At 46.8% G+C, this 19,165-nt stretch carries 17 protein-coding genes; 1 reads left to right on the top strand and 16 read right to left on the bottom strand.

Annotation, left to right across the window (positions count from 1 at the left end):
* From FOT42_RS03605 to FOT42_RS03550, 12 genes are all read right to left on the bottom strand, one after another.
* Positions 1-528 carry an RNA polymerase sigma factor gene (locus tag FOT42_RS03605; RefSeq protein WP_151889192.1) on the bottom strand — a complete coding sequence of 176 codons (528 nt, stop codon included), beginning with the start codon at positions 526-528 and terminating at the stop codon, positions 1-3.
* Between the two features lie 40 nt (positions 529-568).
* The gene (locus tag FOT42_RS03600) at positions 569-871 is read right to left on the bottom strand and encodes a GNAT family N-acetyltransferase (RefSeq protein ID WP_151889191.1); all 303 of its coding nucleotides are present in this window, start codon (positions 869-871) and stop codon (positions 569-571) included.
* A 19-nt stretch (positions 872-890) separates the two neighbouring features.
* A complete protein-coding gene (locus tag FOT42_RS03595) occupies positions 891-1,088 on the bottom strand; it encodes a (4Fe-4S)-binding protein (protein ID WP_226789786.1) in 198 nt (65 codons plus the stop codon).
* 70 nt (positions 1,089-1,158) lie between these two features.
* Positions 1,159-1,743, bottom strand: a complete 585-nt coding sequence (locus tag FOT42_RS03590) for a superoxide dismutase family protein (protein WP_151889189.1) — start codon at positions 1,741-1,743, stop codon at positions 1,159-1,161.
* Between the two features lie 75 nt (positions 1,744-1,818).
* The gene (locus tag FOT42_RS03585) at positions 1,819-2,511 is read right to left on the bottom strand and encodes a DUF2490 domain-containing protein (RefSeq protein ID WP_151889188.1); all 693 of its coding nucleotides are present in this window, start codon (positions 2,509-2,511) and stop codon (positions 1,819-1,821) included.
* Positions 2,508-4,430, bottom strand: coding sequence for a S9 family peptidase (locus FOT42_RS03580; RefSeq protein WP_151889187.1), 1,923 nt, complete (start codon positions 4,428-4,430; stop codon positions 2,508-2,510). The genes FOT42_RS03585 and FOT42_RS03580 overlap by 4 nt, the downstream gene beginning before the upstream one ends.
* 161 nt (positions 4,431-4,591) lie before the next feature.
* The gene (locus FOT42_RS03575) at positions 4,592-6,013 is read right to left on the bottom strand and encodes an amidohydrolase family protein (protein WP_226789785.1); all 1,422 of its coding nucleotides are present in this window, start codon (positions 6,011-6,013) and stop codon (positions 4,592-4,594) included.
* 5 nt (positions 6,014-6,018) lie between these two features.
* Positions 6,019-6,591, bottom strand: a complete 573-nt coding sequence (locus FOT42_RS03570; protein ID WP_151889185.1) for a YdeI/OmpD-associated family protein — start codon at positions 6,589-6,591, stop codon at positions 6,019-6,021.
* Between the two features lies 1 nt (position 6,592).
* Positions 6,593-8,206: a M1 family metallopeptidase gene (locus FOT42_RS03565; protein ID WP_151889184.1), complete on the bottom strand. Its 1,614-nt coding sequence runs from the start codon at positions 8,204-8,206 to the stop codon at positions 6,593-6,595.
* 25 nt (positions 8,207-8,231) lie between these two features.
* On the bottom strand, positions 8,232-9,563 hold the full coding sequence (locus tag FOT42_RS03560; protein ID WP_151889183.1) for a M28 family peptidase: 1,332 nt from the start codon (positions 9,561-9,563) through the stop codon (positions 8,232-8,234).
* A gap of 41 nt (positions 9,564-9,604) precedes the next feature.
* Positions 9,605-11,128 carry a nuclear transport factor 2 family protein gene (locus FOT42_RS03555; protein ID WP_151889182.1) on the bottom strand — a complete coding sequence of 508 codons (1,524 nt, stop codon included), beginning with the start codon at positions 11,126-11,128 and terminating at the stop codon, positions 9,605-9,607.
* Positions 11,125-13,335, bottom strand: coding sequence for a bifunctional alpha,alpha-trehalose-phosphate synthase (UDP-forming)/trehalose-phosphatase (locus tag FOT42_RS03550; RefSeq protein WP_151889181.1), 2,211 nt, complete (start codon positions 13,333-13,335; stop codon positions 11,125-11,127). Before FOT42_RS03550 ends, FOT42_RS03555 begins: the two co-directional genes overlap by 4 nt.
* 103 nt (positions 13,336-13,438) lie before the next feature.
* Here FOT42_RS03550 and FOT42_RS03545 point away from each other — a divergent pair, with 103 nt between their 5' ends.
* Positions 13,439-15,238: a glycoside hydrolase family 15 protein gene (locus tag FOT42_RS03545; protein ID WP_151889180.1), complete on the top strand. Its 1,800-nt coding sequence runs from the start codon at positions 13,439-13,441 to the stop codon at positions 15,236-15,238.
* A gap of 57 nt (positions 15,239-15,295) precedes the next feature.
* On the opposite strand, the gene FOT42_RS03540 is transcribed toward FOT42_RS03545, so the two are convergent.
* Genes FOT42_RS03540 through FOT42_RS03525 form a run of 4 tightly spaced genes read right to left on the bottom strand, consistent with a single transcriptional unit; the run spans position 15,296 to position 19,143 of the window.
* Positions 15,296-17,107: an acyl-CoA dehydrogenase family protein gene (locus tag FOT42_RS03540; RefSeq protein WP_151889179.1), complete on the bottom strand. Its 1,812-nt coding sequence runs from the start codon at positions 17,105-17,107 to the stop codon at positions 15,296-15,298.
* A 40-nt stretch (positions 17,108-17,147) separates the two neighbouring features.
* Positions 17,148-17,504, bottom strand: coding sequence for a four helix bundle protein (locus tag FOT42_RS03535; RefSeq protein WP_151889178.1), 357 nt, complete (start codon positions 17,502-17,504; stop codon positions 17,148-17,150).
* Positions 17,505-17,542: 38 nt separating this feature from the next.
* Complete coding sequence (locus tag FOT42_RS03530; RefSeq protein ID WP_151889177.1) at positions 17,543-18,733, bottom strand: acetyl-CoA C-acyltransferase; 1,191 nt, start codon at positions 18,731-18,733, stop codon at positions 17,543-17,545.
* Between the two features lie 44 nt (positions 18,734-18,777).
* The gene (locus FOT42_RS03525; protein WP_151889176.1) at positions 18,778-19,143 is read right to left on the bottom strand and encodes a four helix bundle protein; all 366 of its coding nucleotides are present in this window, start codon (positions 19,141-19,143) and stop codon (positions 18,778-18,780) included.
* Between the last annotated feature and the right edge of the window lie 22 nt (positions 19,144-19,165).

Raw genomic sequence — 19,165 nt, 5'->3', positions numbered from 1 at the left:
TTACGCCATATTCTTCCGGATCTCGGAAAGACAGCTTCTAATACGAGTTTTTATGGTGCCAACTGGTGCTTTGAGCTCCTCCGCGGCTTCCTTTTGTGTGTACCCTTTGAAATAAAGCAAGTCTATCAACAGGATACATTTATCCTTGAGCCCTTTCAATAGGGACATCAGGCCAATAGTATCTACTTTATCGTTCAGATCCTCACTGTTTTCATAGATACCTACGAGAGATTCCACAGAGAGGTTTTTCTTTTGGTTTTTATGGCTTTTTGAGCGCAGTTCATCGATCGCGGCATTTCTGGCGATGTTCAATATCCAGGTAAAAAAGCGGCCTTTGGAGGTGTCGTATTGGTCGGATTTGGTCCAGATTTTAACAAATACATCCTGACAAAGTTCCTGTGAGCGTTCAGGATCTTTGAGGATGACATTGATGGCCCCACATAGATTTTCTGCGTACATATTGTACAGTGCTTCAAAAGCAGCTCTATCCTTTTTTTGAAATCGTTCTATGAGGTTGTCCAATTGCATAGCCTATGGCTAAAGATATGAAAAGTAAGTGATGTCCAAGTTATCCGATGTTGATTCCTTTCATCACCAATACTTTCCATTCGGGGTGCCTTTGGAGGTACTTGGCCACAAAGGGGCATAGGGGAATCAGGGTCCAATCCTGTTCCTTGATATGTTCCAAGGTCTGTTTGATGAGTTCCGACCCAATGCCTTGCCCTTCATAACCTATGGGGACTTCGGTATGGGTAAGGTATATCTTTTCCTGTGCCTTGATGTATTCGATTTTTGCAATGTCGCCATTGTCCAGTTCAAACTGGAACCGTTTGGCGGCCTCGTTGTCCACAAGTTGGTGTTTCTTTTCCATGGCGCTTTTGGGTGGGTCGTTAATGATAGCTCAGTGCTCCCGATGGGCATTTTGAGATTTGGTGCTTCAGCTCGTCGGAAGTGGCGTTTTCAACTTTTATCCAAGGTTTCTCTTTGGGATTGTAGACCTTGGGCAACATTTTTACGCATATCCCCGCATGTTGGCAGAGCTCGGGTTTCCATATCACGGAAATTTCCCCGTTTGTATATTCTTTCATGATTTCCATGTTTTGTATGAAAGCCTAAAAAAAGAGCTGCCCTCGGGCAGCCCTTGTTGTTCTATATTGTCTATTGGATAATGCCCGCACAGGAAATCCTGGCACCGGCATCCCCACTGGGTTGTGAGGTGTAATCATCCACTCCTTGGTGCACGATCACCGCCTTGCCCAAAATGTTCTTGGTTTCATCATCACAGCCAATGCACCATTCATCGGTAGCAAAATCCACGGTGGCGTTGCCCTCTGCATCAGCTACAAAGTTACAGATATCACCCTTGTGGTAGCCATCCTCGGCTCCCCACTTGCCATGGGGCTGGAAAGTCGGGTTCCAGTGACCGCCGGTTGATGTTCCGTCCGCTGAGGAGCAATCGGCCTTTTCGTGGAGGTGTATGGCATGCTCGCCTTCCGAAAGACCGCTGAACGTTGCCTTCATGACCACTTTTCCGTTTTCTTCTGTAAAGGTGGCTTCGCCCGTCACGTTGCTCTCGCTTTTCGGCTCCATTTCAAAACTTATGCTCTTGGGCTCTTCCTTAACTACCTCTTCCACCGTTTCCTCGACTTCCGAAGTGGTTTCTTCTGCCTCTTTTTTGGCTTGCTTACAGCTAAAGGACATGGTCAATATAAGTCCAAATGCTATTGCTTGTAATTTTTTCATTGTAAGAATTTTTAGGTTCATGACTAAGTTACTCATTATTTAGGGAGGTGTCAACCCTTTTGGCCATTGTATTTCTCAAGGCTTCTTTTTAGCGAACAGTCCTCTTAGGTCTGGGTTGTAGAAAACGGCGACCTGCAAGCGGTCATACACCGCATTGGAAAACTGGTTGCGAAGGTATCCCAACTGCACACTGCTGTTCTCCGTAACATTCACACCTACGGCTGCATAAAGTCGATTTTGACCGAAGAGATCGTCCTGAAGGTTGATGAACAATTCATCGTAAAAGTTCAGGTAGAAGGTATTGGTAAGGGGCAAGGTCATCTGTAAGCGATAACGGGCCCTATGCTGTGTGTCCGTGGCATCGCCAAAATCCAAAAAGCGTTGCTCCAAGCGGTAGCGGTGCTCAAAAAGAAATTCCCAGACCTTATTCTTTAGAATAAACTGTTCAAAAATCCGGTGTTCTATGCTATTGACCTCACCGGGTATTTCCCCAAAGGAATTGTCCGTATCGATGTAGCCATAACCAAACGTGGCAATGGCATTGGGGTCGATATGGTAATTTAGCCCTGTCCGCAATAACAATTGGTTGAAATTGCTGGTGGTCTCATAATACCGGGCCTGCGCCTCCGTATGAATGCTGAACTTTTCCGAAACCTTGTTGGTGCCAAAGTACATGTACCAAGCTCCCCACTCATCCTCTCCAGGTTGTTGGGCGTTTGAAACCATCGATATAAACAATAAGAATAGGGGCAATACTTTTTTGATCATAAACTTCCATCTTTAATAGCTGCACCTTGTTCTTCTTTTTTCAGGTACACATCCAAAAATTCCAATATTTTGCTATACGCTTCTATTTGGTTCTCTTTTTTCACGAATCCATGCCCTTCGTCCTCAAAGAGCACGTACTCCACGGGCACACCATTTTTACGGACCCCGGCCACTATCTCGTCCGATTCGACCTGGAGAACCCTAGGGTCTTGGGAACCTTGGAGCACGATGAGCGGTTTGGTCACCTTGTCCGTATGGAAAAGTGGGGAAATCTGCTTCAACCGAACGGAGTCCGCACTGTAGGGGTCTCCCAATTCCTTGTAGAGGGCATCTTTGAAGGATTCCCACCATGGTGGAATGCTTTTCAGGGTCCTCATCCAGTTGGTCACCCCGAAGAGATTCACGCCGACATCAAACTCTTCCGGGGCATAGGTGAGGGCGGCCATGGTCATGTAACCGCCATAAGATCCTCCGATGATACCGATTTTTTCGCCATCGATGCCTGGTTGTTGGGCCAACCAATTTTTGCCCTCCACACAATCCTTGAGGTCTTTGTCGCCATGGTTGAGGTCGTCCATTTGGTAGAACGTTTTTCCGTATCCGCTACTTCCGCGGTTGTTCACCGCCAATACGGCATAGCCGTGGTTGACGAGATATTGGATGAAGGCACTGAAGTTTTGGCGCGATTGCCCGCCCGGACCACCGTGTACCCACACCAAGGCAGGTGCCGGATTTTCTTCGGAGGCTTGATGGGGCTTGTAATAGATGGCCGGAATTTCCACCCCATCAAAGGATTTGTAACGGATCACCTCTGCTTTGACGAGGTCCTGCCCCTGAATTTCAGGATTGAGGACATTCGTAAGCTGTTTCTGTTCCTTGGTCTCCAAGTTGTACACATAGAGGTTGGAAGGGGTGTGCGAGCCCCCTGCGTAGAAGCGCATCAGTTTTTCATCATCGGAAAAGGCCACACTGGTGACCTCCATGTTCTCAATCTTGGGAAGTTCTATGTTTTTTCCCGTGGCCACTTCCATCACCTCGATGGTGTTCTTGGCGTCCTCGTTGATATAGGTGACTTGGTAGGTCCCGTTATCGGTAAAGCCCATTCCGACAATGTCCCAATCCCGTGCCATGGCCTTTTCATAGGAACCATCGTCCAATTTGTACTTCATCAAATAGGAAAATTCACTGCCATCATCGGTGGTGTAGTAGAACGCACTGCCATCGGGCGAGAAATCCTGTCCACTGTTGCCACTTTGGTTTTTGTTTATCTTGACAAGTTCCTTGGTTTCCAGGTTGTACAGGAACAGGTCACTGTCATTGGTATTGATGGATTTGCTGAGTGCCACATATTTTTCGTCCGGTGAAATGACATTGATGTCATACCCATCGTCGTTTTGATAGATCAGGGTAGGGGTCATGGTCTCCAAATCCATTTCATAGAGGTCTATGAACCGATTGTCCCTTTTGTTGGAAGCATAGAAAAAGGAAGTATCGTCGGTTGCCCAATCGTAGAACAATGATCGTGCGCCTTCGTCAGGGGTCAGGTCTTTGTGGTTACCATCCGTCTCCCGCATATAGATGTGGTAGATTTCATCCCCATTGTTGTCCATTCGGAACAGCATGCGCTCATCTTTTGGAAAATAGGAAATGGAGAACACGGACGAACTGTCGGATTGGGTCACGGGCAGCATATCGCCACCCGAAGTTGGGATGGTGTACATGTTGTAGATGCCGGAACGGTTGCTGGAGATCAGCAATTTACTGTTGTCAGGGGAGAAACTTCCTCCGCCGATAGCCTCATTGTCCATCATCTGGGCAATGGTGTAGGTCTGCATGGTTTCCGCTATGGACGGTTCTTTCTTTTCTTCCTTGCAGGCCCAGACCAGGGACACAAGGGCAATCATCATGATTTTTTTCATTTTGCTTCAGTTGATTTTGTTGGAAAAAGGAAAATTGACCTGAAAATATCAGTACAGCGGGGCGTGGTTCGCATTCTTAAGGTTGTTTCTTCGTCTAAAGATACCAAAAACACTGACCGTATTTCTTAAAAACATGTTAACGGAGTAAAGGTGTAAGGAGGTCAGTCCATGACGGCATTGTTGAGAAACTCCTGAAGTTGTTGTTTGGAAAATACTTGGGTCCCCTTGACCACCGAATACATTTTTTGGGTATGGGTGATGTCTTCCAACGGATTCCCCTCCAAAATGACCAGGTCCGAGACTTTTCCTTCGGAGATGCCGCCATAATCTTCAGTCTGTTTCAAAAATTGGGCTCCATGATGGGCGGATGTGCGCAAAGCGTCCAATGGGGAAATACCGTTGGCCACCATGGCTTCCAGTTCCTTATGCAGTGAAATTCCAGGATAGACATAGGAGTTGAAGGCGCCACAATCGGAGCCTGCCAACATGGACACACCGGCGGTATTGAGGGATTTGGCCAATTCCCCGAAAAAAGCATCCAGTTGTTTCCGGTTTTCCCGTGCTTCCTCGGAGGCATTCAGGGCACCTTTGATCCTTCCTTCATAGGTTTTGATGATACCTTTGCCCATGTATTTCAAGTAAGGATCGTTGGAATGGTCCACTTCATCCAAATAACTTAGGGTTTTTCCAATGTGGAGGGTGGGCACCACAAAAACGTCGTTCTCTTTCAACTGGGTGAATGTCTTTTGGGCAGTGCTGTCCGCATAGGCGTCCATAAGGGCGGGCATGGCGCCCCAAAAGCCCATTTCCCCGTTCTTCAATTTTTCAGTGACCTCCACTTCGTTGTTGGCACAGCCCTTCATGATGTAGTACAGGTGCTCGATGCCGTCCATCCCAGCTTCGATGGTCTCGTCCAAGGTTACGGTAAAGGGCATGTGTCCCGATACGACCAGACCTCTTTCTTCGGCCCGTGCTATGGATTTGAGGTAGTTTTCCGCAGAAATCCTGCTGTCGTAGAGCTTTACAAAATCCACCTGTAATTTTTCCAAGGAGTCCAAGGCATTTTCAACATCTTCATCAGATTGGACCTCCAACGAACCTGCCCAAGTGGAATTGGGACCGTCAATTTTGGGCCCGGCGGTGAAAATGGTGGGGCCTATGAGTTTTTCTTTGGCAATCTGCGATTTCCAATCCATAACGGAAGGGGTAAGGTCGCCCCCGGCATCACGCACTGTGGTGACGCCGTTCGCAATGAAGAGCTTTAAAAAGTTCTTGTTGTTGGCTATGAGCGAATCGCCGCCCCTCAAATGGATGTGGTTGTCCCAAAAACCGGGCAATACGTATTTTCCTGTGGCATCGATGGTGGAATCCGCTTCAAACGTTTGCTCACTTTGTGCCGTTTTGATGGCCTTGATCTTGCCGTCCAAAATGTAAATGTCCTGCAGCTCTACTTTCCCTGTTTCCAAATGGATGACATAGGCATTGGTGATGGCTAGGTCCACTTTTTCCTTGGTCTCGGTCTGGCAGGCGGTCAACAATAGGGTCAAAAGTGCAAAACAATAGGTTGTGAGTTTGGTTTTCATGGGTTTCATTGGTTTCTGTACTTGATGTTCTTTGCGGAGAGTTCCACGATTTCTTGGATTCGTTTTTCCCGTGTTTCTTCCCGCTTGGCCTGGTTCAGCCAATAGAGGTAGCTTTTTTGTTGGCCAGGGGTAAAACTTTGGAAGTTGGTGAAAGCCCTTTTGTTTTTGCTGAATGCTTTTTGAAGATCTTGCGGGACCACGCCGTTCTCCACATCATCCAGTTCTGTCCAAGAGCCGTTCGCTTTGGCCAGTGCTATGGCTTCCAGACCACTCCTGTGCAGCAACCCATCGGCTTCCAATTCCTTGATGTGGTCTTTGTTCACTTTGCTCCACGTACTCTTGGGTTTTCTGGGGCAGAAATACTGTCTCCGTCTCCCATCCCCAAGGCTTTTCACCGTGCTGTCGATCCACCCATAGCAAAGTGCCACCCTCACGGCTTCTTCCCAGCGCATACTTTCCTTATGGTGGTCCACTTTATAGAAGATAAGATGGATCCCGGTATAGGTGGAATGGTTCTCATGCAGCCATTCGCGCCACTCGGCATCGTTTTTAAAGTAATGTTCGGGGTGTTTTTCCAAATCAGACTTTTTGGGTCTCTATGTAAAAATTGACATCAAACTTTAGTTCTGTACTGTCCATGGATTCCGTTTTCCATTCCGCACTCGGGAACAACCATTTTTCCTTTCCATCGACAAAAACACGGACGGGCATGTCAAAATCTTCCACCACATCCACATACCGATACTTGATGGAACCATTTTCCAACTGATATTCCAATGTGGGTATCATGGTGGTGCGCAGGTATTGGTTGAAAAATGCCGAGAGGTCCTTGCCTGTTTTTTTGCTCAAGTAGTCCTCAATCTGTTGGCTGGTCACCGTTTGATGGTAAAAATCCTTGTTCAGCCCTCGTAGTATCTGCCGCCATTGCTCATCATCCTCCACCAATTGGCGCAAGGTATGCAGGATATTGGCCCCTTTGTAGTACATATCTCCCGACCCTCCTTGATTGACCCCATAAGGCCCTATGATCGGTCGGTCGTTCTGTATATTGGCACGTGTACCAATGACGTATTCAGCGGATGCCTTTTTGCCAAAATGATAGTCAAGGTAAAGGTTTTCGGAGTAGGCGGTAAATCCTTCGTGCACCCACATGTCCGCAATGTCTTTGTAGGTAATGTTGTTGGCAAACCATTCATGGCCTGCTTCGTGGATGATGATGAAATCGAATTGAAGCCCCCAGCCCGTACCTGAAAGATCCCTGCCCAGATAACCATTCTCGTATCGGTTTCCATAGGTAACGGAACTTTGGTGCTCCATCCCCAAATAGGGAACTTCCACCAGTTTGAACCCATCTTCATAAAAAGGATAGGGGCCAAACCAATGCTCAAAAGCCTGCAGCATCATCGGGGTCTGGACAAACTGCTTTTTGGCTTTCTCCAGATTTTCGGGCAATACATAATAATCCAGTTTCAAAGGGCCATTCTCACCTTCGTATGCTTCGTCAAAATGTACATAGTTGCCAATATTTACATTTACACCGTAGTTGTTGATGGGATTTTTTACTACCCAATTGTAGGTGGTGAAATCACCTTTTTCCTCAACACTCTCCAATTGCCCGTTGGAAATGTCCATCAGATCTTTGGGAACGGTCACGCTGATGCGCATGCTGTCCACTTCGTCGTACATGTGGTCTTTGTTGGGCCACCAGACACTGGCTCCCAATCCTTGGCACGATGTGGCCACAAAGGGATTGCCGTTCTCATCCTGTTTCCACGAAAAACCACCATCCCAAGGGGCACGTACTGCTTCCCTTGGATGTCCCGAATATTCGATTTTGAGCTCGTTGAATTCACCGGGGACCTGCTTTTTCTTCAATTGAATGAAGTGTGCATTGCCTTCCGAAGTAAATTTCAGTTTTTTCCCATCTTGGGTGATGGAGGTGATCTGCATGGGCTTTTGAAGATCGATCTGAAGCACTTCGGCCTCCTTCAATACCTTATATCTGACCACATTGTGGCCCGAAATGAATTTTTTGGAAGGCTCTACCTTAACATTCAGGTCATAATGGTTGAGGTCCCACCATTCGCGTTCGGGGGTTATACTGCCCCTAAGGGTATCCTGTCTCGTAAAATTTTGGGCAGATGCCATACTCAATCCTAATAGGAGGAGGGATGCGAAATAAAAATGCTTCATATGTAGTATCAATGTATTATGTATGCTATCTGAACACTTTGTTGGGGAAAACCACAGGGCTTTCATGCCCATCCTTCCCAACAGCCGCTACTCCAAAGAAGTAATTGTCGATGACAATACCTTCCAGCGTATGCTCGGTCACATTTCCCACATACCTGTAATGGTCCCAAGTAGGGGAGGTGGTGTCCCTCCAATAAATTTTATATCCTACGGCACCGTCCACCTTGCTCCATCTCAATTTGGCACTGGGCTCCACAATTCCACCAATTTCTACGGTTTCCGGCGCTGGAGGGGCCCAAGCGATGGACGCCAGGTTGATGGCATTGACGGCCGTTAGTTTTTTGGCATAGTCAAAATTGACATGCTCCAACACATCGCCATAGGCAATGCCATCTTCGACGCGGATATCCTGATGTTGTTGCGTATAGTTTTCATGGGCTTCCATGATTCGGATGCCCGCAAATCCAGCATCGTTGAAGGGCCTGTGGTGTCCGCCCCGCCCGAATCTGTCCAATCGATAGATCATCATGGGGTTCATTTCGGGCATATAGGTCTTTGTGGTCTGGTACACATAACGCGCCAGTTGGCGGGAAATACCATCCACTTCGCCACCATAGAACCGCCTGGCATTTCTTTGCTGTTCGGTCTCCGTAGGCGGTACGGGTTCGGAGAAAATCCTGAAATCCCGGTTGCTGACCACGCCATCCACTCCAGTGATGTTGCCGATCATGTCATTGTTCAGGATGCCCACAATGTCCCATCCCTTTTCCTTGGCATGGGCCGCCAATCCTTTTCCGCCGTAAAGACCTTGCTCTTCACCCGATAGCCCAACATAAATGATGCTGCTTTCAAATTGGTATTTGGAAAGTACACGGGCCGCTTCAATAGTGCCCGCCATTCCACTGGCATTGTCGTTGGCCCCTGGCGAATCCGAAGTGAAATCGGCAGGATCACTCACCCGGGAATCGATGTCACCACTCATGATGATGAAACGGTTCGGATATTTTGTACCTCTTTGGATGGCTACTACGTTCACCACCCAAACATCGTGAACGATTCGGGCATTGTCTCCCTTTTTCACGAGATCTTTTTGATAGAAGACCTCCAAACAATCGTTGCAATTGGAGGAAATTTTATCAAATTCCGATTTTATCCATCGTCTGGCGGCCCCAATGCCACGGGTCTGGGAAACGGTGTCGCTCAGGGTGTGCCTTGTGCCAAAATTGGCAAGGGTTTCCACATCTTTGCCAATACGATCTGCGGATACCGAATTGATGATGTCGTAAACACGCAAGTCGGTCTGTGCAAAACCTAAGGAAGAAAATATTGCGAAAAGAATTGTAAAAAAATATTTCATGATAGTTGGGGTTGGTTTTTGAGGTGAGAATCTATAAAAAATCATTGAATGAAAGTTACTTTTGAGATTTTGCCATTTTCCACTTCGTAGATGGCCACGGCAGATTCCGTGGTTCCATTGGCGGTCACGGACTCTTCGTCTATCACCTTGTTGCCGATCACGATTCGGTTTTTGATGGTACAGTTCAGGTCGGGTGTGTTTTCAAAAAATCCATGGTACTGTGCCTTCATTGCTTTCTTGCCTTCCGAGAGCAACTTGTCCGGATACACATATAATTTGATATTGTCCGAATAGGTGTCCATGAATGCATCGATATCCCTGGCGTTATAGGCATCCAATTGCTCCTGGACAATGGTCTCCGCATCGGCAGTAGGCTGGTCCGGAAATATAAAGGTCATGGAGGTGATGAGGCCATTTTTAACTTCGTAAAGTGCCGCTTGATGTCCTTGTCTGCCATCCACCATGGTGGTTTCCTCGTCGATCACCTTATTGCCGATGACGATACGCCTGACCACTTCCACATTGGATTTGACAGTGTTGGCAAAGAACCGTTCATAACTTTCCGTCATTTTGGTTTTTCCAATATACATGGTCTCTTTGGGAAACCGCTGCACTAAGACATTGTCGGAATAACAGGAAACGAAACCTTCCAAATCTCGTTTATTGAACGTTTCCACTTGTTTTTGGACGATTTTGGCAGGGGATTCGTCCGCCACAAAGGTCAAACGGGTTCTGCCTTGGTTTACGGCAATACGACTGATGTTGTTGATCTCCTCTTGTGGGAAGGTCATAATAGGTTCCCAATCCGTACTAGATGTAATGTCCAGCGTCAGCAATGTTTTTCCCGCTCCCGTGATGAGGGTATTTTCAGCGACCCAACAAATATCTTCCTCATTTTGATAGGTGTCCGTGATTTTTGTGGTCATACCCGTTGTTGGGTCAAGGGATTTTATGGCCCAATTTTTACTTCCCTTGCTTATAAAACCCACAAGGTCGGTATCCGGAATTTTATGGAGCGACCTGCCCACATTTTTGTGCACGGTGGTGGTGGAATTTCTATCTAGGTCAATCACCACAAGATCCATACGATTTTCTACCAATACGGTTGCCACAAGGATATGGTCGTTGACCCAAACATGGTACCCAATCTTTAGATTGGTGATTGGGGTTGAGTCTCCAGTTTTTAGGTCATATTCATACAAACGCTGAAGTCCGTCCAAATCCAAACGAATGGCAGAGATGGCATTTTTGCCAGGAACCCTCAAAGGGGAGTATTCGCTTCCGGCCGGGGTATTGGTCAGCCAAGATGTGGTGCTGCCTTGTGTAATGTTGAACTTCAGCACATCGGTCTGGTTTTCCCTTGTGGATGAGAAGATAACGGTATCATCGTCCCAAAAGGAAGGTTGGTTGTCATAGCCTTCATTGTTGGAAATGTTCTTTGGATTGGACAATACCAAGGTCCCATTTTTCAGGGTGAGGTCAAAAAGATAAACTTCCGTGTTGGCCTGGGCATTTGCCAAGGCATATGTCAAAATGAAGACTGTGATTAAAAGTCTTTGGATCATGGTTCCACAAACCGTTTTAAAAGTTCCCTTACTTTTTTGGTACTCTCCACATGGTACTTGGCCTGGGTCTTTTTCAGTCCCACTTTCACCGTAATGGCCGAATCAGGTAGCTCTTGGAACATGAATTCGTCCGTCCAGTCATCCCCGATGGCAAAGACAAAATCGTAATTGTCCTCACCCATCATCCGAACGGCCGCCCTTCCTTTGTTCACATTGCTGCTCTTCACTTCCATGACCTTGTTGCCATTGAGCACGCTAATATCGTCATTACCGATGAGACTTCTGAGCACCGTGTTCAATTCTGTGGCCCTTTTTTCACCAAAATCAGGGTCCGTGTTCCTATAATGCCAGGCCAAGGAATAATTCTTTTCTTCGATAAAGGAGCCGGGGGTTCTGTCCACAAAGGATTCCAGGACGGGACGTATTTTTCCCATCCAGTCGCCCTTCACTTGTTCCAACATTCTAAAATCTTCGCCATCCTTGGATATCCAGACCCCATGTTCCACGATCATGTTGTATTTTTTGGGAAGGAACCATTTGCCAAAGGTCTGTTTGTCCCTACCACTGATCAAAAACAAGGTAGTATTGTCCTGTTCGTGCAATTGGTCCAGCAGTTCATAGAGCTCTTCGTCTGGGGAAGCCTTTTGGGGATCTTTGTGGAAACCGGCCAGGGTGCCGTCATAATCCAGGAACAAGAGCCGTTTTTTGGCCTTGGAATATCGGTCCGCAATTCGGGCCAAGATTTCCTTGGACATTCTTTCGGAGACAAAGGCCCGTCCCAAATCCCTTTTTTCGTTCAGGGCGTTCATAAATTCATTGGCCCACACCTCTACATTGTAACGTTCCAAACGGTTTTGGAGAAAGGTATTGCGATTGATCTGCTCCTCCTTGGGCATGTTAATGGCCTGTTGCAGGGTATTTGCCTGCTCCTCAAAATTATTGGGGTTGATGAGGAGAGCCTCGTTCATTTCATAGGCAGACCCGGCCATTTCACTCAAGATCAACACTCCGGTCTTGTCTGTTCGCGTGGCTATGTATTCCTTCGCCACCAGGTTCATTCCGTCCCGAAGGGGCGTAAGCCAGGCAATATCGCTAGAGGTATAGAGGTCGATCAGGTTCTCGAAGGGCAAAGAGCGGTAAAAATACCATATCGGTGTCCAATTGACGGTGGAAAGCTCCCCGTTGATCCTACCTACCAATTCATCGATTTCCTTTTTGAGCAATTGGTATTGGGGCACATTGGACCTTGAGGGAACGGCAAGGATGATCAAGCGGACCTTTTCTTGGTATTGGGGATATTTCTTCAAAAAATATTCGAAGGCATTGAGTCGCTTGGCGATTCCCTTGCTGTAATCCAATCGGTCTATGGAAAGGATCAATTTGGTGTCCGGGGCCGAGGCCTTATGATGGTCCAACCGAAGTTGGAAATCACTTCTCTCCTCATTGTAGTTCTGTTCGTGTGCAAGGGCCGCATCATGGAATTTCTTATAATCGATTCCCATAGGGAAAGAATCCACTTTGATGGCCCGGTTGTCCATATAGATCTCATTGAAGCTCACTTCCAGTCCCAACAACCTTCTCACGGAACTTAAAAAATGCCTTTCGTAGTCATAGGTATGGAACCCGATAAGGTCCGAGCCCAACAATCCTTCCAAAATTTCTTCCCTCCAGGGCAGGGTCCTAAAGATCTCATAGGAAGGGAAGGGAATGTGCAAAAAGAAACCAATGGAAGTATCCGGTCGTTTTTCCCGCACCATTTGGGGAACCAGCATCAGTTGGTAGTCGTGTACCCAAATCGTGTCGCCCTCTTCCGATTTTTCGATGATGGCATCGGCAAACTTTTGGTTGACGGATCGGTAGGTTTCCCAAAAATCGAGTTCAAACTCGGAATACTCCAAGAAATAATGGAACAATGGCCAGACGGTACGGTTGCTGAAACCATAATAAAAACCATCAATGTCGTTTGCATTTAATTTGACCTTGGCACAACCATTTTCCTTGAGGGCCTGGTCAATTTTTCCTTCCAGTTCGGGCGGCGTTTCCTCGTCCGTTAGCCCAGACCAACCTATCCATAGGCTTTCACCTCCACTGTGCACGGATTTCATCCCTGTGGCAAGCCCCCCAACGCTTGGAATGGCATTGATGGAGCCATTGCTGATTTGCAATTGAACAGGTAGCCGATTTGAGATTATGATAGTTTTGCCCATAAAAGGAAGGTTTTTGAAAGGTTTTAAAATTAAGTTTCTTTAAATTTCGGGAAATTCGACCGCAAAAACAATTCACACGAAACCTTTTCAGAATAATTGATGTATGGATAACTTAAATTATGGAATTATTGGCAATTGCAGAAGTGCGGCTTTGATCTCCAAGACAGGTTCCTTGGATTGGTGCTGTTTGCCCGAATTCGATTCCACCTCGGTTTTTGCCAAACTATTGGATGAGAAAAAAGGAGGGAGCTTTGGGATTGAGGCCGTGGGCAATTATCAGATAGACCAAAAATATTATAGGGACACTGCCATATTGACAACCCATTATGCCGATGGGGACAATGTTTTTGAAGTGATGGACTTTATGCCCAGATATTTGAAGAGAAATGGAAAATACCATGCCCCCCCTGAAATCGTGCGATATGTCAAATATATTTCCGGAAGGCCCAAACTGCGCATCACGTACGACCCCAAACTGGAATATGCCATGGGGGAGACCTTGACCTATATCAAGGAGGATTTTGTGGCCAGCCTTACCCATCAGGAAAAGTATGACACCCTTTTCCTCTATACTTCCTTTGATAAGGAAGGGGTGATAGGTTCCAAGGAACTGATTTTGGAAGAAGATGGTTATTTTCTGATCTGTTACAATGAAAAGATACTGAAGCCCACTACCATAAAAATGGGCCTGGAGCTTGAAAGAACCAAGGTGTATTGGCTGGATTGGGTGCACAAGGCCCCAACCTATAAAAAATTCAACAATGAGATCACTAGGAGCGCCATCACCCTGAAATTGCTCACTTATGACAAGACAGGGGCGGTACTTGCCGCTGCCACGACCTCGTTGCCAGAGACCATTGGTGAGGTGAGAAACTGGGACTATCGTTTTTGCTGGATAAGGGATGCCTCCATGGTGATCAAAGTGGTCTCCGAACTGGGACACATGAACTCGGCCCGAAGGTATCTGCAGTTTATCATCGACCTTATGCCGGACAAGGATGAAAAGCTCCAGATCATGTACGGTATCAACAAGGAAAAGAAACTGACAGAGAAATCTCTGGACCATTTGGCAGGTTACAAAGGCTCCAAGCCCGTTCGTGTGGGCAATGCGGCCTACAAGCAGAAACAGAACGACATCTACGGTATTCTGATGGACGTGATCTACGAGCAATTGGTGAAATTCAGCAACGATATCGAAAATGGGGAGGAACTTTGGAGCATTACCAAAGGCATCGTCTGGATCGTGGGGATGCACTGGAAGGAGCCGGACAAGGGTATTTGGGAGTTCCGTGGTGAGGACAAACACTTCACTTTTTCCAAAGTGCTATGCTGGGTGGCATTGGACAGGGCCATAAAGGTGGCCAAAATGTTCGGCAAGACCCGGAAAATTGAAAAGTGGACGGCCTTGGAACAGGAAATCAAGGAAGACATCCATAAAAATGCATGGAACAGTGACATCAATGCTTTTGTACAATCGTATGGGTCGAGGCATTTGGACGCATCGGTGCTGTTGATGGAATCCTATGGTTTCATCCACGCCCGTGACCCCAAGTTTGTGAGCACCGTAAAGGCCATTGAGGAAGGTCTAAGCAACGATGGTCTGTTATATCGGTACAAGAATGAGGATGATTTTGGACTCCCTTCATCATCTTTTACCATTTGTACGTTTTGGTTCATCAACAGTCTGTTCAAAATTGGGGAGGAGGAAAAGGCATTGGAACATTTTGAACGTTTGCTCAGCTACAGCAACCATTTGGGGCTGTTCAGTGAGGACATCGATTTCAAATCCAAACGGTTGTTGGGCAACTTCCCGCAGGCCTATTCCCATTTGGCATTGATAGAGTGCGCCATCAACTTTTCAAAGAAAGAGAGCGAGGAACGAATCTTGGAATCATTGGGATAAAAAAACGCCCCTAAAAGGGGCGTTCATCGAAATTTGCTTTGTTTCGGCAATCTTCAATTAGTCAAAGGTATACCCATTGTCAGCGGCTACTTTGTCGGCAATTTGTGTGCGCAGTGCCACCACATTGGGTTGGTTTGTATATTTGGTAAAGCGTTTCAGTCCCATCAGCATCATCCGTTGTTCATCCCCTTCGGCAAATGAAACGATGGCTTCTTTTCCTTTTTGGCTGATGATGTCCACGGCTCGATACAGATACAGTTTGGACATGGCTATCTGTGCAACTTGTGCCTCTTCGCCAAAACGTTTGGCGTTTTTCTCGGTGCGAAGGATGGCCGATTCGGCCAAATAGACTTGAATGAGGATGTCAGCGGCTGACATCAACAACATTTGGTGTTCGTCCAGATCGGGCCCAAATTTTTGTACGGCGCTCCCCGCAACCATCAAGAATACTTTTTTCAAGCGGGCCACCATGTCCTTTTCCTCTGCGAACAGTTCGGAGAAATCGGGCGTGTCGAAAGAAGGAATGCCCATCAATTCCTCACCAACGGCTGTAGCTGGCCCCAAGAGGTCCACATGGCCCTTCATTGCTTTCTTGATGAGCATGCCCACTGCCAGCATTCTGTTGATTTCGTTCGTTCCCTCGTAAATTCTGGAGATTCGTGCATCCCTCCAAGCGGATTCCATGGGAGTATCGGCACTGAAGCCCATTCCGCCAAAAATCTGGATACCTTCATCGGTGGTGTGTTGCACGTGTTCGGAAACGGCCACCTTCAAAATGGAGCATTCTATGGCGTATTCTTCGACACCCTTGAGTTCCGCTTCTTGGTGCGAGTTGCCTTCTGACTCTCGAATGGCAATCCTGTCCTCAATGTTCTTGGCGGCTCGATAGCAAGCAGCTTCATCCACATAGGCATTGGTGGCCATATCGGCAATTTTGGCCTTTATGGCACCAAAATTCATGATGGGGGTCTTGAATTGGATACGCTCATTGGCATATTTTGTCGCCTCATTGAGCACACGACGTTGTGCTTCCAAACAGGCCGCCGCCAATTTGATCCGTCCAATGTTCAAAGCATTCATGGCTATTTTGAAACCATTTCCCCTTTCGGACAACATATTTTCTACCGGCACTTTGGTCTCATTGAAGAACACTTGGCGGGTAGAGGAGGAGTGGATGCCCAGTTTTTTCTCTTCATCACCTAAGGTGATGCCATTTTCCGGGTCATTTTCCACAATAAAACCTGTAATGTATTTGTCGTCCTCGATTCGGGCAAAGACGATGAACATATTGCAGAACCCTGCATTGGAGATCCACATTTTTTGTCCGGTGATGCTATAATATTTCCCATCTTCCGAAAGCACGGCCTTGGTCTTGCCCGAATTGGCATCGGAACCTGCCCCTGGCTCGGTCAAACAGTAGGCGCCGAACCATTCCCCAGAGGCCAATCTGGGTACGTATTTTTGTTTCTGCTCCTCGGTCCCGTACAAGGTGATGGGCATGGTGCCTATTCCCGTGTGGGCCCCAAATGCGGTACTGAAAGAACCAGTGGCCCCCGAAATGTAATCACAGACCAGCATGGTGGAAACAAATCCCATGCCCATGCCGCCGTAGGATTCGGGAACGGCAACACTGAGCAGCCCAAGCTCCCCGGCTTTTCGCATGCATTCCTCGGTGTAGGCATAGTCTTTTTTCTCAAAGCGTTCCCAATGTGCCCAAAGTTCGCGGTCCACAAATTCCTTGGTGCTTTCGCGCATCATTTTTTGTTCTTCGTTGAGGTCTTCGAGGGTGAAAATATCCTCGCACTTGGTCTCCTTGACCAAAAATTGACCACCTCTGAGGATGTCTTTGTTTGTTGTTTCTGTGCTCATACTTTATAAGATTTAAGATTCAGGAGACAAGAATCAGGACTTACTTTAAACCATCTTGAAACCTTGAGATCATTTTTTGTAGTTGTTGGATTTTAGACTCTAAAAGTTCAAATTTTTCTTTGGAAATATAATTCTGATCCGATGCAACAATTAATTGCGTTTCCCACTCAAAACTAGAACCAAGGCTATTCTCAATATATTTATTGAAATGCTTGTTTGTTGATTTGCTGGTTCCCTCCGCTATATTTGAAGGAATTGAAACAGCGCAACGAATTAATTGGGAAGAAAGGTTGAATCTTTCTACATCGGGAAATCCACCAATTATTTTATACGTTTCCTTCACCAGGTCCATTGCTTCTTGCCAGATTTTGAGTTTTTTGAAATTATGTCTTCCCATCGTCTTGGTTCTTGTTTCTTGGCTCCCGGTTCTTGTGATTAGTTCAAAAACTCAAATATCCCCGCAGCTCCCTGACCTGTGCCCACACACATGGTCACCATGCCGTACTGGCCTTTCATGTTGCGCTTGCGCATTTCATCAAAAAGCTGGACGGAAAGCTTGGCCCCAGTACATCCGAGGGGGTGGCCCAAGGCAATGGCGCCTCCGTTCACGTTCACAATTTCCGGATTGAGGTCCAGTTCGCGGATCACGGCCAAGGATTGTGATGCAAAGGCTTCGTTCAGCTCTATTAGATCAATGTCACTTTGTTTCAACCCTGCCTGTTTCAATGCTTTTGGAATGGCTTTCACGGGGCCAATTCCCATAATCCTCGGTTCCACACCTGCTGCAGCATAGTTGACCAATCGGGCAATGGGTTCCAAATTCAGTTCCTTGACCATGTCTTCACTCATGACCATGACGAAAGCCGCTCCATCGCTCATTTGGGAGGAATTCCCGGCAGTGACACTTCCATCAGCAGCAAAAACAGGTCTTAACTTGTTCAATGTAGGGATGTTGGTGTCCTTGCGTGGCCCTTCATCCTTGTTCACGGTGTAGGTCTTGGTCTCTTTTTTGCCCGCCTCGTTCACGAATGTGTGCTCCACTTCTATGGGAACGATCTGTTCCTGGAACCTGTTTTCTTCTTGGGCCTTCAAGGCTTTCATATGGGAATTGTAGGCGAAAACATCTTGGTCTTCCCTGGACACCTTGAACTGTTTGGCCACTGCTTCTGCGGTGAGCCCCATGCCCCAATAATAATCCTCGTGCCCTTCTTTGGCCGTGGCATAGTCGGGGGTGGGCTTGTAACCGCCCATGGGGATGTAGCTCATACTCTCTGCTCCTCCGGCAATGATGCAATCGGCCATTCCGGATTGGATCTTGGCCGTGGCGATCCCAATCGTTTCCAATCCCGATGCACAGTAACGGTTGACGGTCACTCCAGGTACGTCATCGATGTCCAAGCCCATCAAGGAGATGAGTCTGGCCATGTTGAGTCCTTGTTCGGCTTCGGGCATGGCGTTGCCCACAATGACATCGTCAATGCGTTTTTTGTCGAGCTGCGGAAGTTCTTTCATCATGTGTTCAATGGTCTCGGCCGCAAGTTCGTCCGGTCTCTTGAACCTGAACAGTCCCTTTGGGGCCTTGCCCACTGCTGTTCTGTATGCTTTTACGATATATGCTGTTTTCATCTTGCTTTTAATTGATTTATGACGATAAGACGTAGGACATAGGACTAATGGTTTACAATATTTTCCATGAACCGGGTTATCATCTTTTGTATTGATTGAATTTTATTTTCCAAATGATTGAAAGTGCTTTCTGAAACATACCCAATTTCGAATGCAATAATGAGATGTGTCTCCCATTCAAATGCAGAACCAAGAGCATTTTCCAAATACTGTAAAAAATGCTTTGTTGAACCTTTACTGGTTCCCTCTGCAATATTTGAAGGAACTGATATGGAGCATCGCTGCATTTGATTGGATAGCCCATAGATCTCTGATTTGGGAAAAATTTTGGTGCTCTTATAGGTTTCTTTGACCAATTCAATGCCTTCCTTCCAAATGGTTAACTTTCTAAAATTATGTTTTGCCGCCATTTCTTATGTCTTACGTCAAAAA

It is taken from the genome of Flagellimonas hadalis (assembly GCF_007785775.2).
In the GTDB taxonomy this organism is placed as follows: Bacteria; Bacteroidota; Bacteroidia; order Flavobacteriales; family Flavobacteriaceae; genus Flagellimonas; species Flagellimonas hadalis.
Note: the sequence above shows the minus strand (reverse complement) of the source record. Positions and strands in the feature narration are given on the sequence as shown.